Here is a 25,331-nt window from a genome sequence, read left to right on the forward strand (position 1 = left end):
ACCGGACGGACGCACGTCGCTTCCTCCGGCGGCGCCTTATGCGATCGCTATCAATTCTGTATCGACCGATTTCGCTGTGTCGTCTGGTGGCCGGGCGTTCTCCGAACCCGACGGTGCGGCGATATCCCATCGAAGCTCCTGACTGCTTCGCTGGATCGCATGGCCCTCACCGTTTCCGTGGTCATCCCCAACCACAACTACGCCAGGACCCTCGACGCCTGCCTGAGTTCGGTATACGGGCAGACGTACCCGCCGCACGAGGTGATCGTCGTCGACGACCACAGCACGGACGGCTCGCCGGAGATCGCCCGGCGGTTCCCGTGCCGGATCGTGGTACACCCGGAAAACCGGGGCGTCTCCGCCGCCCGCAACACCGGAGCCGCCCTCGCCTCCGGTGACGTGCTGTTCTTCCTCGACTCCGACGAGGCGCTGGAGCCGGACGCCATCGCCAACGCGGTAGCGATCCTGCGCGACACCCCGGACGTCGGCTGCGTGCACGGAGTCATCGCGCCAGAGCCGCTCATCGACGACGGGCCGGTCGAGTGGTACCGCACGCTCCACGCGTACTGGTGGCGTCGGCGTCACGTCGGCGTGGTCCAGACCGCCTTCTTCGCGCAGACGGCGATCCGCCGCTCGGTGTTCGAGGAGACCGGCCCCTTCGACGAACAGCTGCGCGACTCCGAGGACCTGGAATACAGCGACCGCCTCGCCCCGCGTACCCGGATCGTGCTCAGCGAGCGCGTCGTCGCCCGGCACGACGAGGTCTCCCGGCTCGGCCCGCTGCTGTCCGAGCAGTTCCGCCGATCCCAGCTGCTCGCCCGAACCGTACTCGCCGCCCGCCGCGAGGGCCGCGCCAGCCTGACCGCGAACCGCCCCGCCGGGATCCTCGCCGTGGCGGGGGCCCTGGGCATGCTTCCGCTAACCCTGATCCATCCGGCGTTCGCCCTCGCCTCCGCGCTGCTGGTCGCCGTCTTCGCGGTCTGCGACATCGGGCTGCTGCGGTTCGTCGCCCGTCACCGGGGTCCCCGGTTCCTGCCCTTCTTCCTCGGCGTGCATCTGCTGCTGCACGTCGCGCTGGTCGCCGGGGCGGTGCTGGGCTGCGTACGGCTGCTGCTCGGTCCCCGGCCGACGCGCTGGCTCACCCCGCTGGTGCTGGTCGCCGCCGTGGTCGCGCTCGGGTTCACCGTACGCGCCGCCGGCACCGCGCCGCTGGTGGCGCTGAGCCGCCCGGCCGGCCTGCCGCTGCTGCTGGCGGCGACCGCCGCCAACCTGACCGGGCTGTTGATCGGGATGGTGGCCTGGCGGGTCCTGGTCCCGGTCCGTGGGCTCGCGGCGGCCCGGATCTTCTTCCTCGGCCAGCTCGGCAAGTACCTGCCCGGGCGGGTGTGGGGAGTGGTCACCCACGTGGACCTGGGCCGGCAGGCCGGCGCGCCCGCCGAACGCATGATCACCGCCTACCTGGTCAGCATCGGACTCACGATCCTCGCCGGGGCCGGGGTGGGACTGCTCGCCGCGCCGGGTCCCTGGATCCTGGTGCCCCTGGTCGGCTTCGTCGCCCTGCTGCGCCGTCCGGCGCTGCTCGACCGACCCATCGCCCTGGTCGCCCGGCTGGTCCGGCGCCCGGCCACCCCGCTGCCCACGAGGGCGGTCCGCGCCGCGCTGGCGTTGGCGCTGCTCTCCTGGGTCGTCTCCGGCCTGCACCTGTGGGCGCTGGTGGTGGCGCTCGGCGCGCCGGCCGACCGTTCGGCGGCGGTCGCCGTCGGCGCGTTCGCACTGGCCACCGTCGCCGGCAGCCTGTCGATCGTCGCACCCGACGGCTGGGGTGTCCGCGAGTTCGCACTCGCCGCCGCCCTGGCCACCGTCCTGCCGTGGGGAGTGGCCGGCACCGCCGCCCTCGCCAGCCGGCTGATCTGCGTCGTCGTCGAGATCGGCACCTCCCTCGCCGTACTCGGCATCTTTCGTTTCCTGCACCGAGGAGAGTCACATGTCCGAATTGCTCACCCTTGACGACGCCGAGCGACTCGGCGTGGGCGAGATCCACGACCTGTACCGACGACACGTCAACGCCTCGCAGGTGTCGCTGATGACTTCATTCGGCTTCGGCCGGGAACTGGTCGACCGTGCCGAAGGCGCCTACCTCTACCAACGGGACGGCCGCCGGATCCTCGACATCACCGGCGGGGTCGGCGTGCTCAACCACGGCCACAACCACCCACGGGTCCTGGCCGCCCGACGGCGCTACGCCGACCGGCACCGGATGGAGGTGCACAAGACCTACTTTTCCCCGTACCTGGCGGCGCTGTCCCACAACCTCGCCCAGGCGCTGCCGGGCGATCTGAACATGTCGTTCCTGCCGAACTCCGGCGCGGAAGCGGTGGAGGGGGCGGTCAAGCTGGCGTACAAGTACCACGACGGGCGGCGCACAACGGTGCTGCGCGCCGACATCAGCTTCCACGGCAAGCTCCTCGGTTCCGGTGGCCTCACCGGGCAGAACCAGTACGCCTTCCCGACCATCCCCGGCATCGACACGTTCACCTACGGCGATCTGGAGTCGGTACGCGCCGCCGTCGCCCGCCACCGCGGCGACGTCTACGCCATCCTCATCGAACCGTTCAGCGCGTCGACGATCCGCTGGTGCTCCGCAGAGTTCCTCTACGGGCTGCGCCGGCTCTGCTCCGAGCAGGACATCGTCCTGATCTTCGACGAGATCTACACCGGCTGGGGCAAGACCGGCAGCCTTTTCTACTTCATGCGCCACGACGGGCTGATCCCCGACGTACTGACCACGTCGAAATCGTTCGGCGGCGGCAAGTCCTCGATCTCCGCGTTCGTGGCCCGGGAACCGCTGTACCGCAAGGCCTACGACAACCTCGGCGACGCCCTGCTGCAGAGTACCAGCACCACCTACTACGGCTTCGGCGAGGAGTGCGCCACCGCTCTGGAAGCGGTCAACGTCGCGATCGGCGATGACTACCCGGCCCTGGCCCGTGACCTGGAACGGGTCCTGCGCCCTGGCCTGAGCCGCATCGCCAAGCAGTACCCGGACATCGTCAGCCATGTGGCGGGTGCCGGTGCGCTCTGGGGGATCTTCATCGACGGAGGACCACGGATTCTCGACCTCGTCGCCAAGCTGGCACCCGGCGGCATGGCCAAGGACCCACGGTTCAAGACCAAGCTCGTCACCTGCGCGGTGATCAACGCGCTTTACCACGACCACGACGTGTTCGCCTACTACACCCTCAACGGACGCAACCCGTTGATCTTCGCACCGAGTCTGGTGACCGTGCCGGCGGACGTCGAACGCGCCGTGGACAGCCTGGACCGCACCCTCGCCCACGGGCTCGGACGGCTGGTCACCCGGTTCGTCCGCGAGAAAGTGAGCACGCTGTGGTGAGCCGGACCATCGTCGTCACCGGAGCCGCCGGCATGCTCGGCTCCCACCTCGCCGCCCGGCTGCGCGCCGACGGCCACCACGTACGCGGCGTCGATCTACGCCCCGGTGTCGACGTCGAGGTCACCGGCGACGTGCGGGACCCGGCCGCCATGTCCCGGGCGGTTGCCGGCGCCGACTCCGTCGTGCACTGCGCGTCGGCGCTGCCCAGCTACCCGGCCGCCGAAATCCGGTCGATCATCGTCGATGGCACGCGAACCGTGCTGACCGCAGCGGTCCGGGCCGGGGTGGCCCGGGTGGTGCACATCTCGTCGACCGCCGTCTACGGCCTGCCTCGCACCGTACCCACCACCGAGGAACACCCCCGGGAGCCGGTCGACCCCTACAGCGCAGCGAAGACAGCCGCCGAGGAGTACGCAGAACGGCTGCGCGCCGACGGTGCCTGTCTGCCGATCGTGCGGCCCAAGACGTTTCTCGGCCCCGGCCGGATGGGGCTGTTCTCCATGCTGTTCGAATGGGCCGAGGAAGGCCGTAACTTCCCGGTCATCGGCCGTGGCGACGTGCGGATCCAGATGCTCGCCCTGTCCGACCTCGCCGACGCGGTGACCACCGTGCTGGACGCACCCGACCCGGTGGCCAACGACACCTACAACATCGGCGCGGCCTCCTTCGGCACCCTGCGCGAGGACTTCCAGGCCGTACTCGACGCCGCCGGCCACGGCGGGCGGGTGGTGTCGGTGCCGAGCCGCCCGGCGCTCGCGCTGCTCGGCACGCTCGAACGGCTGCGACTGTCCCCGGTGTACGGGCGCCTGCTGCACAAACTCACCGCCGACTCGTACGTCTGCATAGACAAGGCCCGGGACCGGCTCGGATTCACCCCGCGTATGTCCAACCAGGACGCCATCCTCGACACCTACGCCTGGTGGCGTGACCAGCGCAAGGAGCCCCGTGATGCTGCCCAGAACACCGGACGTACCAGCCGCGATCCGTGGAGACAGGGCGCTCTCGCCGCCGCCAAGGTCTTCTTCTGATCGTCCGGGCCGCACCGGCCTCGCCCGCGACCTGCTCGTCCTCCTGCGGCCCGGACAGTGGCCGAAGAACCTGGTCGTCCTGCTCGCGCTGCTGGACCCCGCGCTGATGGAGTGGTCTGCCGTCGGCCGGCTCGGCGTCGCGGTCGGTGCGTTCGTCCTCGCCGCCGGTGCCGTCTACGTGCTCAACGACATCGCCGACCGCGAACGGGACCGGGCCAGCCTGACCAAACAACACCGGCCCGTCGCCGCCGGTCGGGTCACACCCAGGGCGGCGGCGCTGCTCGGAGTGCTGCTGCTGGCCGTCCTCGCGGTGATCGTCGGCGACGCGGTGACCACCTGGTGGCCGCTGCTGGTATACCTTCCGCTGAACCTCGCGTACAGCTTCGGGCTCAAGCACGTACCGCTGGTGGACCTGTTCGTCGTCGCCGCCGGCTTCGTGCTGCGGCTGGTGCAGGGCTACACGACGGTCGGGGCACGTCCGCCCGGCTGGCTGGTCCTGTGTGTGCTGTCGGTGTGCCTGCTGCTCGTCCTCGGCAAACGCCGCCACGAGCTGCTCGCCGGCGAGACGGCCCACCGGCCGTCGTTGGCCGGCTACAACCAGCACCTCGTCGATCAACTGCTGGTGCTCACCGCCGCCGCCACCCTCGTCACCTACCTGGCGTACGCCGCGACAGTCAGCACCACCGGGCTGCTGACCGTCCCGTGCGCGTTGTTCGCCCTCTTTCGCTACCTGCAGGTCGTGTTCGTCGACTCGGGTGGCGGCAACCCGGTCTCGGTGCTGCTGCGCGACCGGGTCCTGCTCGTCAACGCCGCACTGTGGCTGTTGCTGCTGGAAGGGAGCCTGTTACATGGATGAGCCGAAGGTGTCGGTCGTCGTCCCGATGTACAACGACAGCCGGACCATCGACCTGTGCCTGGCGTCGGTCGCGACCCAGACCTACCCCGCGCACGAGATCATCGTGGTCGACGACGCCAGTACCGACGACAGCGCCGTACGCGCCGCCCGGCACGCCTGCACCCTCGTCCGGGCCGACCGCAACGGCGGACCCGGCGCCGCCCGCAACCTCGGCGTCCGGCACGCCAAGGGCGACGTCGTCTTCTTCATCGACGCGGACATGATCATGTATCCGGACGCGATCGAGAACGCGGTCGCGCTGCTGTCCGGCCCGCAGGGGTACGGCGCGGTCTTCGGCGTACCGGACAAGGTACCGCTGTTCCCCGAAGGTCCGGTCGGGCAGTACCGCATCCTCCAGTACCACTACTGGCGGGTCAGTGCGCAGGGCGAGGTCAGCGGCGGCTTCTACGCGCTCGGGGCGGTGACCCGCGCGGCGTTCGACGCCGCCGGCTGGTTCAACCCGGCGCTGCGCCAGACCGAGGAGATCGACCACGCGGAGCGGCTGTCCCAGCGGTACCCGATGCTGCTCACCGCCCGCGTCAGCGGCCGGCTCTCCGACGAGAGCCGCCTGGTGCCCCTGCTGCGCAAGGCGTTTCGCCGCAGTCGGCTGCGGGTGCCGTTCTATCTGCGACGCGGCCGGGCCATGCAGGGCATGGAGACCGGTGGCCGGGCCGCCGCCTCGGTCCTGGCACTGCTCACCCTGCTCAGCGCGCCAACGGCGGTGCTTCACCCGCCGGTGCTGGTCGGCACCGCGCTGCTGCTGGCCGCGTTCGTCACCGTCGACGCCGGCCAGTACGCGTTCGTCCGCCGCGAGCGGGGCTGGTCCTTCCTTGCCTTCTTCACCGCGGTACACCTGCTGGTCAACGCCACCGTCGCCAGTGGGCTTGCCGTCGGCGTCCTCACCTGGCTCGCCAGCCCACGGTTTCGTCGCATGTACGAAAGGACCGCGCCGTGACGCTCCACGACATCGCCGCGTCCCCCGCACCGCCCCCGGCCCCGCCGGCCACCGGTCCGACCGGTCCACGATGGCGGCGCGCGGCCCGCGCCCTGCGCCGGTGGTACGGCTGGTTGCTGATCGCGACGGCCGCGCTGTGGCTGGTCTACAACGTCGTACGCCGGGCCACCACCGGCCGATGGCACTGGTCCATCCTGCTCGACGCGGTGCCACCGGTGTTACTCGTCGCCGTGCCGCTGCTGCTGCTCGGGCTCGGCGCCGCCGCGTGCGGCCGGCGCCGTCGGTGGGCCGTTGCCCTGGCCCTGGCCGGCCTGCTGCCCGGCATCGACCAGACCGGCGTCAACCTCCACGCGCTGCGCCCCGGTGACCGGCCCGTCCCCGCCGACGCGATCCACGTGGTGAGCTGGAACACCAACTACTGGGGCATGAGCAACGAGGATCCGCAGGCGCAGATCAGGTTCCTGCGGCGGCAGGACGCCGACGTTTACCTGCTGCAGGAGCACGTCATCTGGGTGCCCGGCACCGGCGAGGTCGGCTACTTCCCGATCCCCGACGACGCCAGGTTGCGGGCCGAGTTCCCCGGCTACCACATCGTGCGCCGCAGCGAACTCGTCACCATCTCCCGCTTCCCGGTCGTGGCCACGCCGATGTTCGGTCCTGCCGCGCACCTGCCCCCGGACGCACCGTTCAACGAGGTGTTCAGCCGGGACAAGGTGCTCCGCACCGACCTGCGCGTGGGCGACACCGTCGTGTCGGTCTACAACGTACACGTCACCGTGCCCACCGCCATCGACCTGAGTGTCCTGCGGCCACAGGTCGACCCGGACTCGTACTTTCGCCGCAAGTTCGACTGGCGCCAGGCCGAGGTGCGGGGCCTCGTCGAGGACCTGAAAACCAATCCCCATCCGTCGATCATCTCCGGTGACTTCAACGCCACGTCGTCGATGGGGACACTCGACCCGCTGCGGGAGGTGGCCGAGGACGCGACCGCGGCGAGTCGCCAACCGCTGCCCATGAGCTGGCGGTTCGACGCCCCGATGACCTTCCGGTGGGACAGCCCACTGGCAGGTCTGCCGCTGCCGTTCTGGCGGATCGACTGGACGTTCACCAGAGGACCGGTCACGGCGCACCGGTACGAACTGGCGTCCGCCGAGCACCTGTCCGACCACCGGCCGCAACACCTGTGGTTCTCGATAGCTTGACGCCCAGGCGGGCAGTGTGGGTGCCCGGCGCGGAGCGCACCTCCGCGCCGGGGCCGAGGTGCCCGTCGGCCACAGGTGGCCGACCTGTCCGTCAGATGTGCGTGTGAGACGAGGAAGGTTGAGTGCCGAAGAGGCAGGGAAGCTGAGGCGGGCGTGGGAATCCGAACTCGCCCGCAAGCCACCGACGATCGGTGTGGTGGGTGTGTCCGGGGTGGGGAAGAGCTCCACGATCAACACGATGTTCCGGACCGGTCTCCCGATCAGTCACACCGCGGCATGCACCAAAGAGTTCACCGAGGTCCCGCTGCGGGTCGCGCCCAGCAGCGGCCCAGGCGCCGGCGACCAGGTGCGGCTCGTCGTCGTCGACGCATCCGGGCTCGGCGAGGACGTACGGCGGGACCCGCACTACCTGGAGATGTACGAGCGTCATCTCCCCGAGTGCGACGTGGTGCTGTGGGTCACCGCGGCCCGTAACCGTGCCGTCGCCCTCGAACAGCAGTATCTACGACGATGTCCCGCCGGAGACGCACAAGCCCGGTGGGCTGTTCGGGCGCTTGCGGCAGCGCCCTGCGGAACAGGCCAGCGCATGCGGAAGCGGCGGACACCGTAGGCAGTTTGGCGGACAAGGCAGCAGGGGCGGGGTCATCCCGGACAGCATCATCGCGCTTCTCTTCGAGCTTCTCCGCGAGTTTCGCGACTGGAGTCGCTCCGCCGCCGGAAGCGTGCGGCAGCACAACGACATCAGCCTGGCGTTGCGCGAGGTCTTCGGCCATGACGAACTCATACTGCGCGACCCCACCGAGCAGGAACTGGACGTCCTGGAGCGGTACCTGAACGACGCGCGCGTCCAACGCAACCGACGTGATCTGGAGAACGACCGGTGACAACGAGCGGCAGCCTCAGCGACGACGACCTCGACCGGATGGAACGGTACGTCCGCGACATGCGCCGCAAGCGCGCCCTTGGCCAGGCGCTCTCGCGGGACGACTTCGTCGAGTGGGCCCGGCATGCAGCCGCGTGGCTGCTGGACCGGATCGACGATGCCTGGAACTGGGTTCGGCGACAGCTCGGCCTGAACTGACCGAGCTCGGACAGAGAACACGACACGGACGTGACCAAGCGCCGCGACAGAGATATGGCCCAAAGCCTGGTACGGGCGGCAATCGACCACAACCAGGCTGGACGGCCGGGGGACGCCCTAGCCGCGTACCGGGAAGCGCTGCGGCTCGACCCGGACAACAGCCTGGCAGCCAACGGCATCGCACTGCTGATGTCGGCGTTCGCCAGCGAGCCCGCGCACCTCGACGAGGCACTGCGGGTGGCCGAGGGTGCCATTCTCGCGGCCAAGGACCCAGTGACGAAGGCGCTGTTGGTGAGCACCCTGGCGGAGGTCCGGCTTCGTCGTGGAGAACTACAGCAGGCGATTCAGGACTCGGTCGCCTGCCTGCGGATGCTCGGGGCGAAGGCGTCGCCGATGACCAAGGCGACCGTGTTTCGGCGGATCGGCACCGCTCACCAGTTCCTGGGCAACACAGATTGGGCGATGCAGGCGTTCCGGCTGGCCGTCGCCGCGAACCCCGCCGACGTCAACTGCCGGATGTCGCTGGCCCGGCTGGCCAACGACCGGCGCGACCACGCCACGGCGATCGCCGAATACACCAGCGCGATCTCGACTGTGGCCGGCGCGCGCGACCAGTTCGCCAAGCCCGATCAGCTGCTCTCAACGCTGCTGAACGACCGAGGATGCGTGTACCTTGCGGTCGGTGACTACGGCAGATCGCAGGCCGACTTCCACCTCGCGGCCCAGGTGGATCCGCAGCAGCCCTACCCGTACGTCAACATCGCGTTCGACGCCGGCCGGCACGGCGACCGCGCGGGGATGCGCCAGCACCTCGACACCGGGCTGCGGCTGGCCGGCCGGGGCGACTTCCACCTCATGAACATGCTCCTGACCGAGGTGGCCGTCGGCCTCAATGGCGACGTGATCCTCGAAGCGCTGTTCGCCAACGGCCGGATCACCGAGCAGCTCTACCAGAAACACCGGGAGGGGCTCCGAATGCGCGGCTGGCAGGCACATCCTCAACCGGTCAACGCGCTGCCGATCGGTACCCCGTGGGCTGCGGGAGCCGACGCCGACCCGATGGCTGGAGGACGGCCGAAGGCCCGCATCGTGGTGTTCGCGGCCAATCCGTTGACCAGCGACCGGCTCGCCCTCGACGAGGAGATCCGGGAGATTGTCGCCGCCCTGCGGGCGACCACGCGACGGGACGCGTTCGAACTGGTGCCCTGCCTGGCCGCCCGCGCCAACGATCTGCTGCAATACCTCAACCAGTACACGCCGCACATCGTCCATTTCAGCGCCCACGGCAGCCAGACAGGGGAGATCGTGTTGGTCGCTGACGGCACCTTCACGCAGAGCCGCGAAATCACTCCGGCGAGCGGATACCCGACCCTGTATCGGGCCGGTGAGCACGCCGTCAGCGCCGCCGCCCTCGGCGAACTGTTCCGGGTCATGAAGGACAACGTCCAGGTCGTCGTCCTCAACGCCTGCTATTCGGTCACACAAGCCAAGGCGATCAGCGAACACATCGACTACGTGGTAGGGATGCGCCGGTCGATCCGCGACGACGCCGCCACCGTCTTCGCCGCCGCGTTCTATTCGGCACTCGGCGAGAACCGCGCCATCGTAGACGCCTTCGACCAAGGGCGCGTGGCGCTGCTCGTCAATGGTATTCCGGAACAGGACGTACCCGAGTTGCTCGTCCGGCCAGGTGCGTCACCGAAACTCGTCTTCGGCGCCTGACGTTGTAAGCAGCAGGGGGTGTCGCAGACCCTCCCATCCCGCTGCGTACGAATTGCCATAGGCCAGCGCTTGGCTACCTGATCAGGTCTTGTACCCAAGCGCTGGACTGACATGGTTGCTGACCGTCACTCGGCTCGCTGTTTGTCGAAGTCACGTTTCACGTCGTCCATCTGCCGTCTTTCGATGTAGAAGGCGGACGCTGCGGTCCCGATCGCGGTTGTGCCTGCGACCGCGATACCAGCTGATACCACGCTGCCAGCCACCGGCAGGAGCTTCACCAGCGCGCGGGCGACCTCGCGCAGAGCCATTCCGCCCACGAAGTTCAGCCCGAGCCCGACAAAGAACTTACCCACCGATTCCTTGGACAGGCGTTCGCCGCTGATATAGGCGATCACCAGAACCAACGTCGCCTGGATGGTCGTGATGATCGGGAGGTCTGCGACGGGGATCGGTTCAGCGGCCACGAGGCCCGATGCGCCAGCGCAGATGAAAGTGACGTTCTTTGCAATATTCCTCTGAACGCGGCGAAACCTCGCAAGTCGGACGAACGCGAGCTGTGCCTCGTTGGGCAGGTTCTCGGAGATCCTCAGAGCGAGCAGTTCGATGTTCCACCGGTAGTCGCGCGAAGGGATGATCTCGCCGCTCTCGCGGTCATAGAACGCGAGCGCGCTGACCGGTATGATCTCGGGGATCAGGTGCTCGCGGAGCGTCGGGCGGGTCGCCAAGTGTCGCGCGAGTACGGCTATGGCGGCGTCGATCGTCTCCTGCTTTTCTGGGTCTTGGTCCGTCTCCGATAGGCGAACATCTATGGGCTGGAGCTTGTCGCACTGGTTGAGTACGGGCAGGATCTTTAGCGTGGTTCCGTAGAGGCGCAGGACTTCGGCCTGGACGGCCTCCAGGGCGAGGAGGTCACCCTCGATCGCCGAGTCGACATCTTCCGCCTTGACGACGAAAACGATCACATCCGGACATGTCTTGCGTATCGCCAACAGCAAGGACTCCTCAGCGGAAGCCGCCGAGTCCTCTTCGGTTGGGCGCGACCCCTCTTGTACTCCGCGGGTGTCGAGTAGATCCATCTTTCGTCCCGCGTAGTTGCACGTCACCCACCGTGCTGCACCGGTCGTGGCGTTGACCGCACCGGTCTTCTGAACGAACGAGCCGAACAGCGCGTTGATCACCGAGGATTTCCCTGAGCCTCGGCGGCCCATGATCATCACGCGGGGGTTGCGACTGTCCTTCACCATGTCGATCAGCGGCTGGATCTTATCTATCAGCTGCGAGCGCAACATCGACGGGATGCGCTCGGTGTGCGCGAGGAGTTCGTCGAGAACTTCCCCGACGCGCCTTATCTCGTCGTCTGGGCTCCGATTGGCTGCCATGTTTTGATCGTATGACCACAGTGTAGCGAGGGCCATCGGCCTAACAGATGACGAGATACCTGGCGCCCATCAAGCGCGAACCCGTCGGCATAGACGCGCTGCGCTTCCGGGGAGGTCGGGTCGTACAAAACCGGCCTGCTTCTATTCGGAGGGTATCTTCGGCAAGCCTACGCCTTCCAAGATCTGCTGATGGGGGTGCTGGCGATTGTCCGGTCGTCGCGCTGCGGCATCGGGGTGCCGAGGGCCTGTTGTCCGTTTGAGCGTCGACGGACCGGTACGAACCCGGGCCGGTGTCGACCTTTCGAGGGCGTCCGCGTGACCCTGCGAGAGGCTCGGGCCGGGGACAAGAGCCTGGCGGTGCGAGGGGCGCGACCGTGGGCCGCTGTGTGGCGGCGCGTGCCCTGACTGATCCTGCGGTTTCGACTAGATGGTCTTGACAGGACGGTGGTTGGTCCCCTTGGATGAAGATGGAACTCATTTTCATCAGGCCCCGGAACGTGGAGCACGGGAAGGGGCGTTCCGCGTCGACCACGTACTCACCAGCGGCTTCAACCCAGCTAGCGAGAGGCGACCGAGACATGACTGCTGTCCAGACACCGAGGAGAGCCCACCTCCTGCGTGGAGCGAGGCGGCGTGTACTCGCCACACTCGCTGCTGGCACCTGCGGATTTCTGCTGGCCGTAGCGGCGGGGTCGCCTGCCCATGCGGGCGTGTACGCCACGAACGACATCGACGCCGGCCACATCGACATCGTCAACATCGAATGCCCGTCCAGCCCGACGCTCGCGCTGACCACGAAGATCGGCTCGGGTACGCCGATCAACCCGGTGGACATGCACAACTACGCGTTCGTCTACGACGATTCCAGCACTGCGGTGACCTGGATGCCCACCACCGGGACCGCCGGCTACTGGAGCATCGACATCGGCTCGGCCACGCAGTCGTCCGCTCCCTGGGTCGGATTCAACTTCGAGGGATCCTGCCCCGGCAGTGGCGCGGTGTGGATGAGCGCGGCTGGCGCGAACGCGGGTGACGTCCGCCTGTTCAACGCGGCCGGCTCGCAGGTGCTGGGTACCGGGTCGGGGACCTATCCGCTCGGCTCGGGGGCACACACCCACTTCGAGTGGCGCTTCTACGCCCCGTCGAAGGCGACTACGCCGCAGATCTACAACCTGTACTTCGGATTCTCCGCCTCCGCGCCGCTGTCTACCCAGAACTGGCTGGCCGCGAAGTTCGTCATCATCCCCTGAGCTGTGGCACGAGCTGGGGCCGCCGCGATCGCGGCGACCCCAGCTCTGGGCGGACAGGGCCGTAGCGTTCGAAGGGAATCCCGTGGAGTCTGGTGGTCGGTGTCGGCGGACACCCAGGTCGAGGTACGCGGTGCTGGCGGCGGCTGTCGTCGTAGCCGCGCTGATCTCTGCTCCGTCACCGGCTGTCGCGACCGCGTCGCCGGAGGTCTCCGCAGGTGAGTACGAGCTGACCTCGTATCCCGTCGAAGGCGGTCGGATGGTCATCGGTGTCGCCGACCGGGGGGAGATCACCGAGGTAACGGGCGGCGTCCTCCGGTTCCGGCTCCCGGAGCAGGCGTCCTATCCGGTGCCTGACGCCGAGGCGTACGCCTGGCTCGGCGCGGCGGGGTCACCTGGCTACGCGACCGAGGGTTGGCTGACCGGCTCGCCAGCGGTCAAGCTGTCGCTGTCCACCCGGGGCGTCGCCGGCTACGACTACTACGACCACCTGCTCGCCGACGGCGGCCGCATCTCCGTCGCCTTCTCGGAGGTGACAGGTCCGGGCGACTTCGCCTTCTACCAGCTTCCCGACCTGCCGTTCCTGTCCCCGGAGCCGAACGCACCGGCCGGCGCGCGGTTCGGCACCGGTGTCCAGCGCGACGGCGCCCCTCAGGGGGCGACCCCGATCGAGCTGGCGCCCCGTACGACGATCAACGACCGCTTTCGCTTCTCAACGGTCGGGATGTACTGCCTGACCGTGACGACGAGCGCGCCGCTGTCGGACGGCACCACCGCGAGTGCCACTGTGCGGCTGCGGGTCGCGGTGGGCGACGAGATCACCTCCGACGCCGGGTGCGGTGACAGCCCTGGCAACACCGACCCTGGTGATCCGACCGATCCGACCGATCCGACGGACCCAGGTGACCCGACCGATCCCGGTGATCCGGGGGTCGCCGACTGGGTGATCCGCGACGGCCACATCGACGCCGTCGCGGCACGGATCGACCCGGTCGACGGTGTCGACAGGTTGTCGCTACAGGCCAGGTACGACGTACCCGGCGAGTTCCGGACCGAATGGATCGAGTACGACGACCTGGTCGTGGTCGTTCCCGACTCCGTCAAACTGACGACTCCAGCCGCGTACGGCCGTGGTGACGACTGGTCCTTCATCGCCCCGCCGGCCACGTCGTACTGGAACCTGCCGCTGGGTCAACAGGCCGGCGCGCCGTGGGCCGGACTCAGCACCGAATCACCGACCCTGGCCGGGCTGGGACAGGACCGGGTGCTGTGGCGGGTCGACGCCGTCACCGGGCCGGGCGACCAGACAGCCCCCGGCGACGTCGTCCTGTGGGAGGGCCATCCCCAGCGGGCCGGCGTCGGAATGGAGCGCATCGACCTGCCGGTGTTCAGCACCAAACTCGGCCTACCCGCGGCGCGCTGGGTTCCGTTGCACACCCACGCCCACTTCAACTGGTCGATCACCCGGCCCGGTGTCTACTGCATCGCGATGACCCTCGAAGCGCAGACCGCGCAGGGACAGCGGGTCTCGGCCGCACGGCAGCTCACCCTCGCCGTCGGCGACGACGTCGACGCGTCCACCGTCACGCCGTGCGGGCGGACCCGGGACTACCCCGAGCGCGGCGCCGCCGCGCCGGCACCGGACCCGGTGTCGACGCCGTTCGTGCTCGGCCCTGCCGCGTCCTCCCTGGTCAGCACGATCGCTGACGGAGACCTGGCGACCCAGCTCGCGGCCCTCGACCCGACGCTGTCAGCGCCCGGCACCGTCCACGACCCGGAAAGCGTGATCTTCCACCGTCCGGCGGCGTTGTTCCGGGCCGGCACCGGGAACGTACCCGGCTTCGACACCGGCGTGTACGGCAACTCCATGCAGGTCATTCGCTGGGACACCACCGGAATCCGGCCCGAGCAACTCCACGGTGACCTGCGATGGTCGCTGCACTCGGTGGCGGGTCCGGGAAACGTGGCGCTGTCGCACGGCCCCACCCAGACCGGGCCGTTCGTGTTCAACACCGCCACCGGCCAGAGCGAGCCCCACCGATTGTGGCCGGGCGCCGGTGGTGGTGAGACGAACAGCGCCGTCCTGTGGTCCTTCAGCCGGCCGGGGAAGTACTGCCTGACTCTGGAGTGGGCGGCAGACCTGCCCAGCGGCCACGAAGCGGTGGATCGTCGGACGCTCACCTTCGTCGTGGACGGCCCACTCGACCCCACCGTCCGCGCCAATCCGGACGGCACCTACCCGGGTACGGCCTTCACCCACGACGCCGAGACGCTGACGAAGACCTGTGCCGACGGGGGACGACCTACCCGACCGGATGAGGTGCCCGTCCCCGGCGGTGAACCTGACCCGGTCGACGACCCGTGGAACGTGCCGAACTGGTCCCGGACCGCATCCGGCGCGGTCATCCTCAACCGGGGGCACGTCGACGTCGCCTCGACCCTCGACGACGGCGGGCTCCGTACCCGGGTGAAGGACACCACCACCGAGGGGATGTCCCAGTCACCCGCCGGCAGCGCCGCGTACTGGCATGAGACGTCGGACGTGGTGCTGCAGTTGCTTCCGGAGTCCGCGACAACCGTGCCGGATGACGCGTACGGCTTCCTCGGGCCGGTCGGAAGCCGGATCTGGAACCTGCCGCAGACCGAGCAGCCAGGACTACTCTGGCCGGGCTGGTCGGCGGAGACGATCCGCCCGGTCGACCTCTTCGGAGGCGGTCTGGACTGGACTCTCACCGCGGCCCGTGGACCCGGCGACGTGTTCGTCCATCAGACCGGCCCGCTCGGTGCTCCGGTGCACGTCTTCGACTCCGCCGACGGGTTGCCGGACACGACCCGGATCGGCGCCGGCTCGCACGTACACGCCAACTGGACGTTCACGGCACAGGGCAGCTACTGCCTCGCGTTCGCCCGTACCGGCAGCCGGCCCGACGGCACCGCGCTGTCGGACGCCTTCACCCTGGCGGTCGTCGTCGGTGAGGTCGACCCGACCGGAGCCGACCCGCAGGCCTGCGCTGACCTGCTACCCGGCACCGATCCGGACCCGGGGAACGAGCCGTGGAACGTGCCGAACTGGTCCCGGACCGCATCTGGTGCGGTCATCCTGAACCGTGGATACGTCGACATCGCCTCGGTCCTCGACGACGACGGCCTGCGCACCACGGTGCGGGACCTGACCGTCGAAGGGCTCGCACACTCCCCGCAGAGCAACGCCGCGTACCCGCACGAGACCTCGGACGTGGTGCTCCAGCTGGTGCCGGCGGCCCGGACGACGGTGCCGAGCGAGACGTACTCCTTCATCGGACCGGTGGGCAGCCACGCCTGGGGTCTGCCGCAGGCCGAACAGGCGGGCTTGCTCTGGCTGGGCTGGTCAGCGAAGACCATCGGCCCGGCCGACCTCGCCGGGCACGGGCTGACCTGGTCGTTGACCGCCGCCGACGGACCCGGCGACGTGTTCGTCCATCAGACCGGCCCGCTCGGTGCTCCGGTGCACGTCTTCGACTCCGCCGACGGGTTGCCGGACACGACCCGGATCGGCGCCGGCTCGCACGTACACGCCAACTGGACGTTCACGGCACAGGGCAGCTACTGCCTCGCGTTCGCCCGTACCGGCAGCCGGCCCGACGGCACCGCGCTGTCGGACGCCTTCACCCTGGCGGTTGTCGTCGGTGAGGTCGACCCGACCGGCGTCGACCCACGCGACTGCTACGGTTCGTAACTATATGGCTCCCATCGCCGATCTCGGCGGCGGGACCGGAAGGGATAGTCCATTGCTCGATCAATATCAGGACTCCGGCGAGTTTCTCGACCTGCTGAGTATCGACGCCTGGCTGGCGCTGCGGGCACCGGTCCAACAGGCCCTCACCGGTGCCCACCCGGATGCGCCCGCTGTGGACCTGGGCGCGGGTAGCGGGCGCGGCGTTCGAATCCTGGCCGAAGCCATACCAGGATGCGACATCATCGCGGTCGAGCCGTCGCCGGTGCAGCGAGCGGCCCTGCACGCGCGGATCGTCGACGATCCTGATCTCGCTTCCCGTACGAGCGTGGTCGCCGCGACCGCGGAGCAGGTCGATCTGCCGGAGACGATCGGTGCGGCGCTGGCGATGAACATGATCGGACATCTGTCGGTAGCGGACCGCCGGGTGCTCTGGCAGCGGCTGGCCGGTCGGCTGCCGGCCGGTGCCCCGCTGGTGGTGAACCTGCAGCCGCCGTCGGAAGCGGTCGCGGTCGCCGAAGCCGAATTCACCACGGTACGAGTCGGCCGGTTGCGCTACCAAGGCAGCGGATCCGCGCAACCGGCCGGACCCGATCAGGTCACGTGGCGGATGCGCTACCGGGTGCTCGACGACGAGGATCGGCCGGTACGTGAGGTCTCGGCCGAGTACCCCTGGCAGGTGATGTCACAGGGTCAGCTGCTCGACGAACTGTCAGCTGCCGGGTTCACCACCGAGATCGGCCAACTCGGCGTCGTACGAGCGGTTCGGGCCTGAACGAAGCCCTCGGCGGCAGTGGTGGTCACCGGCTGGTCGCCGGTCGGCAAGAGGCGCGCCGGAGGCAGGTGGGATGGATGCCGTCGTGAGCGAGGGGCCAACGACCTTTGGAGCGCAGCCACGATGAAGGTCAGCAGATGAGCACCGGAATGCCCGTCGACTGGTCCAGTCTGGCGTCGCAGCTGGTCGACGCGGCCCGGCGGGACCGGCCCTGGTATCTGGCGCGTGCCCGTGAGCTGGTCGGTTCCGCCGACCGGCTCGCCGTCGACATCGGCTGCGGCGCCGGCGGGATGACCCTGGCCATCGCCCGGACCATGACCTGCGGCCGGATCGTCGCCGTGGACGCGAGCCAGGACATCCTCGACGCCGCCCGCGACCACATCAGCGACGAATGGTCCGACCCCCGGGTAAGTGTGGAACTGTCACGGGTCGACATCCCCGCCGGAACCGCGACTTTGCGGCAGACGCTCGGCGGACCAGCCGACCTGGTCTGGGCATCAGCTGCGGTGCACCACGTCGGTGACCAGCAGGCTGCGGTCACCGCTCTCGCCGGGCTGCTCGCACCTGGCGGACGACTCGCTCTTGCCGAGGGTGGTCTGCCGGAGCAACACCTTCCCTGGGACGTCGGCCTGGGTGAACCCGGTCTGGAAGGCCGGCTTCACGCGGCCCAGGACCGCTGGTTCGCCCAGATGCGGGCGGCGCTGCCCGACAGCCGTCGGATGCCGTACGGGTGGACCGAGACGCTTCGGCGTGCCGGGCTGTCGTCAGTGACGACCAGCAGCACCTTGCTCGAACGGCCAGCACCGCTGACCGACGCCGACCGGGGAGTGGTACTTGCCAACCTTGCACATCGGGTCGGCTGGTTGAGGCCCACCGGCCTGGTCGCAACCGACGACCTCGACGCCTGGGACCGCCTTCTCGACCCTGCGGACGAACACTGGCTGGGTCTCCGCCTCGACCTGTTTCGGCTATCCGTCCGCAGCGTGCACCTCGGAGTGCGCCACGCGGGTCAGGCAGGAGCCAACCCGGATCTCTGACGTGGAACCGGGTCTGCCGGCGACGGCCGGAACGCCATCAGGGTTTGGTCTGCCTGCCGGTGGAGCACCGTCGCTTCGCCGAACCCGGCTTGTCGGGCAGTCGCACGGTGCCAGTCGACCGGAGCGACGAACTCGGCGCAGGCGATTCCGCTCATCGCCACCGCTCGCTCGCTCAGCAGCGACGCCATCGCTGGCTCGCGGCCGAGGCTGGTCCACCAGGCGGTCCACGGGGCGTCCCCACCGTTCGAGGGCCGTGTCGGGGCAGTGGCATCCGGCATGACGTCGCCGACGAGAAGCACCCCGCCGGGTCGTAGCAGTTGTCGGGCCTCGGCGTACCAGGTCCGAACCCGGTCCTGGCTGAGGTAATGCACGGTCATCAGGGCCAACACCAGGTCATAGGGCCCGTCTGCGCACGAGATCCAGCCAGGGGAGTTGATGTCGGCGCGGATGGTGTGTAGCTGCGTCACCGCGGTGTCTGCCAGTGCGAGCAGCGCCGGGTCGATGTCCAGCACGGTGACATGCGCGTCGGGCCACCGGCCCAGGATCGCTTCGGCGGTGGTGCCCGGGCCGCCTCCGATGTCGAGAACCCGATCGGGTGTCCGCCCGTGGACCTGTTCGGCGGCGGCGAGGCCGGCGATGAGCTGTTCGGCGCGGCCGGGTTGGTAGCGGTGCATCATCGTCTCCCAGTCGCCGCGCCACCGGGAGACGCGGTCCGGGTCGAGGGCGGCCGCCATCGTCGGTCAGGAATCGGGCCGGGGTTGCCAGATGATCGACCGCGACATCTTCTGCTTCGTCGGGGCCACGGCATCTCCGATCGTGAGACGGCTGAGCGTCAGCTTACCAGTACTGGTTATCGTTTGCATCAGCGTCGTCGTCTGGCCGGTCGTGTCCCCTGGCGGGTGCTGCAGGTGCAGCCTGCACGGCGGGCGCCGAGCCGAAGGTCTTGTCACACTCGGTAACCAATGAAATTCGGAAGGACAAGAACGCGATGACATATTCGGAGGATGCCCAGGCGGTTGTCACGGAGTACTGGAGCAAAGCAGGGGAGGCCTACGACGTACATCCGACCAGCGTGCTGCACGCCGGTGCGGCGGCCGAGCTTTGGCGAGGCCTCTGGGCCTCTCGGCTGCCGAATCCGCCGGCCGATGTGCTCGACGTAGGCACCGGCACCGGGCTGGTGGCGATGGAGCTGTGGCGACTCGGCCATCGTGTGACCGGCGTCGACCTCGCCGAGGGCATGCTCGACTTCGCCCGTGCCAAAGCACGTCAAGTACAGAACGCGCCTGTCTTCGTGGTCGGCGACGCCGTCTCGCCACCCTTCCCGGAGGGCGGCTTCGACGCGATCACGGCGCGTTACGTGCTCTGGACTTTGCGCGAACCCGAACGGGCGCTGAGCAACTGGCGACGTCTCCTGCGCCCCGGCGGTCGCATCGCCATCGTAGATGGTACTTGGGGCGATATGTACACGAGCACCTACGATCAGGACACCGCAGCTGCCCTGACTTTGGCTAGCGCGACCTCCGCCGGGGAATACGCGACCGCGATCGAAGTCGCCGGTTTCCATGATGTCGCTGTACAAGAACTCACCGAACTCTACGAGATCGAGCTTCGGCACAGCGTCGAAAACGAAGACGTCGATTCGTCCAAGGTTCGCTTGCAGTATCTGATCACTGCGGCCAGAGGAGATGCGGCGTAAGTACGAGGTGCTCCTGGACGTGAACGACGTGACCCTCGGCTACGGGGTCCGGATGCGGGTGGACCGACAAGGACTCGATGACGCCGTGGTGCGCTGCACCAGCGAACGCCAGGCGCACCTGGTACGTCAGGCGATCGAGGACAGGTGGGGCACTACCCCGCGGTGCTGACTCCTGCCCGCCCGATGGTGGCGTCAAGTCCGGCGATCGTGATGTCCACCACGAACCGGTAATAGTCCCAGCGCATCTTCATCGCGATTTCGCCACCCTCCGCAAACGGGCGGATGACCTCCTGACCCATCGCTCGTACCCCGGCTGACGAGGTGGGCATCTGCTCGAACTCGGCCATCATCGAGGCGTGGTCGCGTGGGCCGTCACCCTCGTGTTGGAGCCGATCGTCGCCCATCGACACCGTGAGCATGGCGTTGTTGAGCAGCGCTGCGTAGGCCATACCTGACCGGGTGCTGAAGCCCGCGCCGTGGAGAACGGCCATGCCGGCCTCGAGAACGGGCAGTGCCGCAGGAAGCGTCGGGCCGTGCATGAGCATCCACTTCGCCGCCCCGGGATACTCTGCGGCTCGCGGGCCGGCGGTGTAGAGGAGGGCGCGGAACCACTCCTGCCAGGGCAGGTCTGACCCAGGTGGCTCGATCCGTTCAAGCATCCGCTCGACGACCCTCCGGCACAGGAGATCCTTCCCGCCGACGTGGTGGTAGATCACGGACGCGGCTACACCGAGCCGCCCTGCGAGGTCACGGATAGACCAACTCATCAGATGCGTCTCCCGGGTCAGCTCCGTCGCCGCGTCGACGACGCGCTGTGGGGTGAGGCCGACATGGAACCGCTCGGGGTTCGTCGTGGTCACAGTGGCTCCTCCGGCTCGACGCGCGTCGACTCATTATGCGCGACCGGCTGTTGAGGTAAGGCTTGCCTTACTGTACCTTCGCGGCTAGATTAGAACACTGTTCAGTCGGGTATGGTAATCGTTGTCAACACCAGCTGGAGGAGAGTGTGCGCGTGGCCGAGGAGCGGACCGGGACCTTGGGGAGGCAGTCGACGGGGGAGTCGTTCTTCGCGCCGGTGCGCGGCAGTCTCGCCGGGATCGTCTCGTTGAGCGTGCTCGGGGCAGTCAGCGGCGTGATCCCCTTCGTCGCGATCGTCGAGCTGGCACGTGCGCTCCTGCCCGCGCTGTCCGGTGGCGAGATCGACGCCGTCCGGGTGTGGATCATCGTCGCGGTCGCTGTGGCGGCCCTGTTCGTGAGCTTCGGGGCGGCGTTCCTATCAGGGCTGGTGAGTCACTTCGCTGACGCGGAACTGCAGCTGTCACTGCGTAAGCGCATCGTGCGGCATCTGCAGCGGTTGCCGTTGGGCTGGTTCGACCGGCGCACATCCGGTACGGTGCGCAAGCTCGTCGAGAACGACGTCGTCGCGCTACATCAGTTGGTCGCTCACGCGATTCACGACGTCGTCACCGCGGTCACGGTACCCGTGGTCAGTCTCGTCTACCTGTTCGTCGTGCAGTGGCAACTTGCGTTGGCTGCGCTCGTGCCGCTCGTCGCCACGGCGATCATGTATCCGCTGCTGATGCGCGGAGGCGCGGAGAAGTATCGGCAGTACGACGATTCCACCGCCGCGCTGTCAGGGGCGACGGTTGAGTTCGTGCATGGCATCGCGGTGGTGAAGCGGTTCGGGCAGCTCGGACGCAGTCACCGACGGTACCGGGACGAGACGAGGAAGTACGTCCGGTTCGTCGCTGAATGGACCCGCGAGACCGCGGCGATGTTCACCGTCATCGAGATCATCACATCCCCGGTGGTCGTCTTGGTATGGCTTCTCGCCGTCGGCTCCTGGCTCGTGAACGCCGGGGCCGCGGATCCGATCGAGGTGCTGCCCGGCCTGCTGCTCGGGCTCGGCCTGACCAGCCCGCTGATGAAGCTCGGGGCATCGGCGCAGTTTCTGCGCAATGCCACGAAGGCGCGGCAATCACTCGCCGAGTTTCTGGACCTGCCCTCCATTCCGGACCCGGACCTCCCGCGTAGTCCTGAGGGGCACGACGTCGCGTTCGACGGTCTCTCGTTCGGCTACGACCGCGACCACCGGGTGTTGCATGAGATCACCGCAGCGTGTGCACCCGGCACCGTCACCGCACTGGTCGGTGCCTCCGGGTCCGGAAAATCGACGCTCGCCAAGCTCGTGCCCCGCTTCTATGACGCCCAGGAGGGCCGGGTGGCGATCGGCTCCGCCGACGTGCGACATGTCGGCTCGGCCGAGCTGTACAGGTCGGCCGGGTTCGTGTTCCAGGACGTGCAACTGCTGCGGGCGAGCTTGCGCGACAACATTCGGCTCACCCGTCCTGAAGCGACGGACGAGGAGGTGGAGACGGCGGCGCGCGCCGCGCAGATCCACGACCGGATTCTCCGGTTCGAGCGTGGCTATGATGCCGTGGTCGGTGAGGACGCCAACCTCTCTGGAGGCGAGGCGCAGCGCGTGACGATCGCCCGCGCTCTGCTCGCTGATACACCGGTGCTTGTGCTGGATGAGGCGACCGCGTTCGCTGATCCCGACTCTGAATCGGCGATCCAGCGGGCGCTGTCGACGCTCGCCGCGGACAGGACCGTGTTGGTGATCGCACACCGCCTGCACACCATCACCGGTGCCGATCAGATCCTCGTGCTCGACGACGGTCGGATCGTTGAGCGGGGGACGCATGCGCAGCTCGTCACCGACAATGGCCGGTTCGCCCGCATGTGGGCCGACTACCAGGCGAACCATGCCCGCACTCTTCCCGAAGGGGCCCAGCGATGATCCGCCGGCTGCTGCACTATTCGTCCCCTGACGCCCGGCGACTGCTCATCGCCGAGCTGGTGTTCATCGTCACCACCGCCGTTCTGCAGGGCATCGCGTTCCTTCTGCTTGTGCCGCTGCTGCGCGCCCTGTTCGCTGCCGACACCGCTGCGGCGGGGACCTGGCTGATCGCCGTGACCGTCGTCGGGGTCGGATACATGCTGACGACATGGTTCGCCAGTCAGATCGGGATGAAGGCCAGCAGCGCGCTACTCGACTCCCTGCTGACCCGGCTCGGCGACCGGCTGGTCGAACTTCCGGTGGCCTGGTTCGGCGCTGACCGCTCCGGGCTCATCGCCGGTATCGCCACCCAGGGGGCGATGTTCGTTTCCACCCTGCCGTACGCGATCCTGCGGCAGATCATCATCGGGTTCGTCACGCCCGGCACGGTGCTGGTCGGAATGTACTTCTTCGACTGGCGCCTCGCACTGGCGATGACCGTCATGGTGCCCGTCCTGCTCATCGGCTACCGGTGGCTGCGCGCCGCGATCGGCCGCAGCGACGCAGTGCACGCCGAGGCCGTGACGGACGCGTCGAACCGGGTCATCGAGTTCGCCCGGGTCCAGCCTGCGCTGCGGACCGCAGGCGAGGGGTCGGTGGCGGACCGGCTGGTCGAAGACGCACTCCAGAACCAGCACCGCGCATACCGGGGCATGCTCGTCACCGGCGGCGCGGGCATCGCGACCTTCGCAGGCCTCGTACAACTCTCCCTGACGCTGCTGCTCGTCGTCGGCGCGTATCTTGCCGTCGGCGGTACCGTGGACATCGCCACGCTCATCGCGCTGCTCGTGCTCGGCGTGCGCTTCAACGAGCCCATCGTCGCCGCCGGAGACCTCGGGGGCGGCGTCGCCGTCGCCCGCACCACCCTCGACCAGCTCGACCGCCTCGCCGCTGTCGCCGCGCTGCCTGAGCCGGAGACCGCCGCGTCGCCCACAGACTGGAGCATCGAGTTCGACGACGTTACCTTCGGCTACGGACACGCGCCGGTACTGCGGAACATCTCCTTCGTCGCGCCCTCAGGAGCGATGACGGCCATCGTCGGACCGTCCGGCTCCGGCAAGACGACGATCACGAAACTCATCGCCCGCCTCTACGACCCTGAGTCCGGCACCGTCTCCCTCGGCGGCGTGCCCCTGCCCGAACTCGGCACTGCCGTCGTCGAGGCCGCGGTGGCTCCCGTGTTCCAGGACGTGTACCTGTTCGATGACACGATCCTGAACAATGTGTGGATCGGGAACCCCGACCTGCCCCGGGAGGAGGTCATCGCCGCCGCAACGCGCGCGCGGGTCGATGAGATCGCCGACCGACTTCCGGGGGGATGGGACGCCCGGGTCGGCGAAGGCGGAACCAATCTTTCCGGCGGCGAGCGCCAGCGCGTTTCCATCGCCCGCGCTCTGCTGAAAGACGCGCCTGTCGTGCTGCTGGACGAGGCCACCGCGGCTCTGGACATCGGTAATGAGATCGCGATCGGCGAGGCGCTGGACGCCATCCGCGCCGACCGGACTCTGATCGTGGTCGCTCACCGGCTCCAGACGATTGTGACGGCCGATCGGATCATCATGCTCGACGGCGACGGCGGCATCCGCGAAACCGGAAGCCACGCCGAGCTGCTCGCCGTTGGCGGCGTCTACGCGGGTTACTGGCACGAACGTGTCGAGTCTGCCGGCTGGCAGCTGGCCCCACACAACTGACCCGACCCCAATCCTGTGCAGAGGACCCGATATGACCGATGAGACCCTCGCCGCGCCCGCCGTCGAACGGCAGCGCTTCTCGATCAAGCTCAGTGCGCGCGATCTGCTGAACGTGGCGATCTTCGCCGTCATCTACTTCGTGATCATCTTTGCCGTCGCAATGATCGGCATCATCAGTCCAGTCCTGATGCTCATCACGCTGCCGCTGGGGCCGATCGCGGCCGGCATCCCGTACATGCTCTTCCTCACGCGAATCCGTCATCCCGGCATGGTCTCGCTGTTCGGCGTCGTCGTCGCACTCCTCTACCTCATGATGGGACACCCCTGGCAGAGCGCCGTCGTCACCATCATGCTTTCCGTGGTGGCGGAACTAGTGCTCTGGGCCGGAAAGTACCGCTCGAAATGGGCCGCGATCTGGACGTACGTCGTGTTCTCCGCCTGGTTCGTCGGCCCTTGGATTCCGTTCTTCCTGGATCCCGCCGGCTATCTGGAGTCATCCGGGAGCCAGGCGATGGGCGAGGCGTACATGCGCGACTTCGAGCAGGTCGTCACCGTCACCACCGTCAGCATCATGGTCGCGGCCACCCTGGTGTGCGGATTCCTCGGAGCGCTACTGGGCACCGCGTTGCTAGGCAAGCACTTCCGGAGAGCGGGCCTGGCATGAGCATCGACACCAGC

Annotated in this window: 22 protein-coding genes; 19 read left to right on the forward strand and 3 right to left on the reverse strand. The window is 68.4% G+C overall.

Annotated elements, in window-relative coordinates:
* Positions 1-159 precede the first annotated feature (159 nt).
* From O7632_RS17485 to O7632_RS17530, 10 genes are all read left to right on the forward strand, one after another.
* Positions 160-2,007, forward strand: a complete 1,848-nt coding sequence (locus tag O7632_RS17485) for a glycosyltransferase (protein WP_278115662.1) — start codon at positions 160-162, stop codon at positions 2,005-2,007.
* A gap of 76 nt (positions 2,008-2,083) precedes the next feature.
* Positions 2,084-3,394: an aminotransferase class III-fold pyridoxal phosphate-dependent enzyme gene (locus O7632_RS17490; protein ID WP_278120135.1), complete on the forward strand. Its 1,311-nt coding sequence runs from the start codon at positions 2,084-2,086 to the stop codon at positions 3,392-3,394.
* Positions 3,388-4,422: an NAD-dependent epimerase/dehydratase family protein gene (locus O7632_RS17495; protein ID WP_278115664.1), complete on the forward strand. Its 1,035-nt coding sequence runs from the start codon at positions 3,388-3,390 to the stop codon at positions 4,420-4,422. The genes O7632_RS17490 and O7632_RS17495 overlap by 7 nt, the downstream gene beginning before the upstream one ends.
* The gene (locus O7632_RS17500; protein WP_278115666.1) at positions 4,343-5,278 is read left to right on the forward strand and encodes a UbiA prenyltransferase family protein; all 936 of its coding nucleotides are present in this window, start codon (positions 4,343-4,345) and stop codon (positions 5,276-5,278) included. Before O7632_RS17495 ends, O7632_RS17500 begins: the two co-directional genes overlap by 80 nt.
* A complete protein-coding gene (locus tag O7632_RS17505) occupies positions 5,271-6,272 on the forward strand; it encodes a glycosyltransferase family 2 protein (RefSeq protein ID WP_278115668.1) in 1,002 nt (333 codons plus the stop codon). The genes O7632_RS17500 and O7632_RS17505 overlap by 8 nt, the downstream gene beginning before the upstream one ends.
* Positions 6,269-7,474 (forward strand): endonuclease/exonuclease/phosphatase family protein, encoded by a 1,206-nt coding sequence (locus O7632_RS17510; protein ID WP_278115669.1) that lies wholly within the window; start codon positions 6,269-6,271, stop codon positions 7,472-7,474. Before O7632_RS17505 ends, O7632_RS17510 begins: the two co-directional genes overlap by 4 nt.
* 118 nt (positions 7,475-7,592) lie before the next feature.
* On the forward strand, positions 7,593-8,084 hold the full coding sequence (locus tag O7632_RS17515) for a GTPase (RefSeq protein WP_278115671.1): 492 nt from the start codon (positions 7,593-7,595) through the stop codon (positions 8,082-8,084).
* Positions 8,085-8,196: 112 nt separating this feature from the next.
* A complete protein-coding gene (locus O7632_RS17520; RefSeq protein ID WP_278115673.1) occupies positions 8,197-8,358 on the forward strand; it encodes a hypothetical protein in 162 nt (53 codons plus the stop codon).
* Positions 8,355-8,555, forward strand: a complete 201-nt coding sequence (locus tag O7632_RS17525; protein WP_278115675.1) for a hypothetical protein — start codon at positions 8,355-8,357, stop codon at positions 8,553-8,555. The genes O7632_RS17520 and O7632_RS17525 overlap by 4 nt, the downstream gene beginning before the upstream one ends.
* A gap of 30 nt (positions 8,556-8,585) precedes the next feature.
* Positions 8,586-10,277 (forward strand): CHAT domain-containing protein, encoded by a 1,692-nt coding sequence (locus O7632_RS17530; RefSeq protein WP_278115676.1) that lies wholly within the window; start codon positions 8,586-8,588, stop codon positions 10,275-10,277.
* A gap of 125 nt (positions 10,278-10,402) precedes the next feature.
* On the opposite strand, the gene O7632_RS17535 is transcribed toward O7632_RS17530, so the two are convergent.
* On the reverse strand, positions 10,403-11,656 hold the full coding sequence (locus O7632_RS17535; RefSeq protein WP_278115678.1) for a GTPase: 1,254 nt from the start codon (positions 11,654-11,656) through the stop codon (positions 10,403-10,405).
* Positions 11,657-12,366: 710 nt separating this feature from the next.
* Between O7632_RS17535 and O7632_RS17540 the strand changes: the two genes are divergently transcribed.
* From O7632_RS17540 to O7632_RS17555, 4 genes are all read left to right on the forward strand, one after another.
* Complete coding sequence (locus tag O7632_RS17540; protein WP_278115680.1) at positions 12,367-12,906, forward strand: hypothetical protein; 540 nt, start codon at positions 12,367-12,369, stop codon at positions 12,904-12,906.
* A 130-nt stretch (positions 12,907-13,036) separates the two neighbouring features.
* Complete coding sequence (locus O7632_RS17545; RefSeq protein WP_278115682.1) at positions 13,037-16,618, forward strand: choice-of-anchor M domain-containing protein; 3,582 nt, start codon at positions 13,037-13,039, stop codon at positions 16,616-16,618.
* Positions 16,619-16,670: 52 nt separating this feature from the next.
* Entirely contained in the window at positions 16,671-17,390 is a 720-nt protein-coding gene (locus O7632_RS17550) for a class I SAM-dependent methyltransferase (RefSeq protein WP_278115683.1), read from the forward strand.
* Positions 17,391-17,527: 137 nt separating this feature from the next.
* Positions 17,528-18,427: a class I SAM-dependent methyltransferase gene (locus O7632_RS17555; protein ID WP_278115684.1), complete on the forward strand. Its 900-nt coding sequence runs from the start codon at positions 17,528-17,530 to the stop codon at positions 18,425-18,427.
* Here the strand turns inward: O7632_RS17555 and O7632_RS17560 are convergent.
* Positions 18,400-19,161 carry a class I SAM-dependent methyltransferase gene (locus O7632_RS17560; protein ID WP_278115696.1) on the reverse strand — a complete coding sequence of 254 codons (762 nt, stop codon included), beginning with the start codon at positions 19,159-19,161 and terminating at the stop codon, positions 18,400-18,402. The two genes, O7632_RS17555 and O7632_RS17560, sit on opposite strands and share 28 nt — an antisense overlap.
* Positions 19,162-19,415: 254 nt before the next feature.
* Here O7632_RS17560 and O7632_RS17565 point away from each other — a divergent pair, with 254 nt between their 5' ends.
* Positions 19,416-20,123 carry a class I SAM-dependent methyltransferase gene (locus O7632_RS17565; RefSeq protein ID WP_278115698.1) on the forward strand — a complete coding sequence of 236 codons (708 nt, stop codon included), beginning with the start codon at positions 19,416-19,418 and terminating at the stop codon, positions 20,121-20,123.
* Between the two features lie 19 nt (positions 20,124-20,142).
* Complete coding sequence (locus tag O7632_RS17570; RefSeq protein WP_278115700.1) at positions 20,143-20,292, forward strand: hypothetical protein; 150 nt, start codon at positions 20,143-20,145, stop codon at positions 20,290-20,292.
* Here O7632_RS17570 and O7632_RS17575 read toward each other — a convergent pair.
* Entirely contained in the window at positions 20,276-20,983 is a 708-nt protein-coding gene (locus tag O7632_RS17575; protein WP_278115702.1) for a TetR/AcrR family transcriptional regulator, read from the reverse strand. The genes O7632_RS17570 and O7632_RS17575 overlap by 17 nt on opposite strands.
* A gap of 152 nt (positions 20,984-21,135) precedes the next feature.
* On the opposite strand from O7632_RS17575, the gene O7632_RS17580 reads away from it, so the two are divergent.
* Genes O7632_RS17580 through O7632_RS17590 form a run of 3 tightly spaced genes read left to right on the forward strand, consistent with a single transcriptional unit; the run spans position 21,136 to position 25,317 of the window.
* On the forward strand, positions 21,136-22,923 hold the full coding sequence (locus tag O7632_RS17580; RefSeq protein ID WP_278115703.1) for an ABC transporter ATP-binding protein: 1,788 nt from the start codon (positions 21,136-21,138) through the stop codon (positions 22,921-22,923).
* Complete coding sequence (locus O7632_RS17585) at positions 22,920-24,653, forward strand: ABC transporter ATP-binding protein (RefSeq protein WP_278115705.1); 1,734 nt, start codon at positions 22,920-22,922, stop codon at positions 24,651-24,653. Before O7632_RS17580 ends, O7632_RS17585 begins: the two co-directional genes overlap by 4 nt.
* Before the next feature lie 31 nt (positions 24,654-24,684).
* Positions 24,685-25,317, forward strand: coding sequence for an MptD family putative ECF transporter S component (locus tag O7632_RS17590; RefSeq protein ID WP_278115706.1), 633 nt, complete (start codon positions 24,685-24,687; stop codon positions 25,315-25,317).
* The last annotated feature ends 14 nt before the right edge of the window (positions 25,318-25,331 follow it).

It is taken from the genome of Solwaraspora sp. WMMD406, assembly GCF_029626025.1.
Classification (GTDB): Bacteria; Actinomycetota; Actinomycetes; order Mycobacteriales; family Micromonosporaceae; genus Micromonospora_E.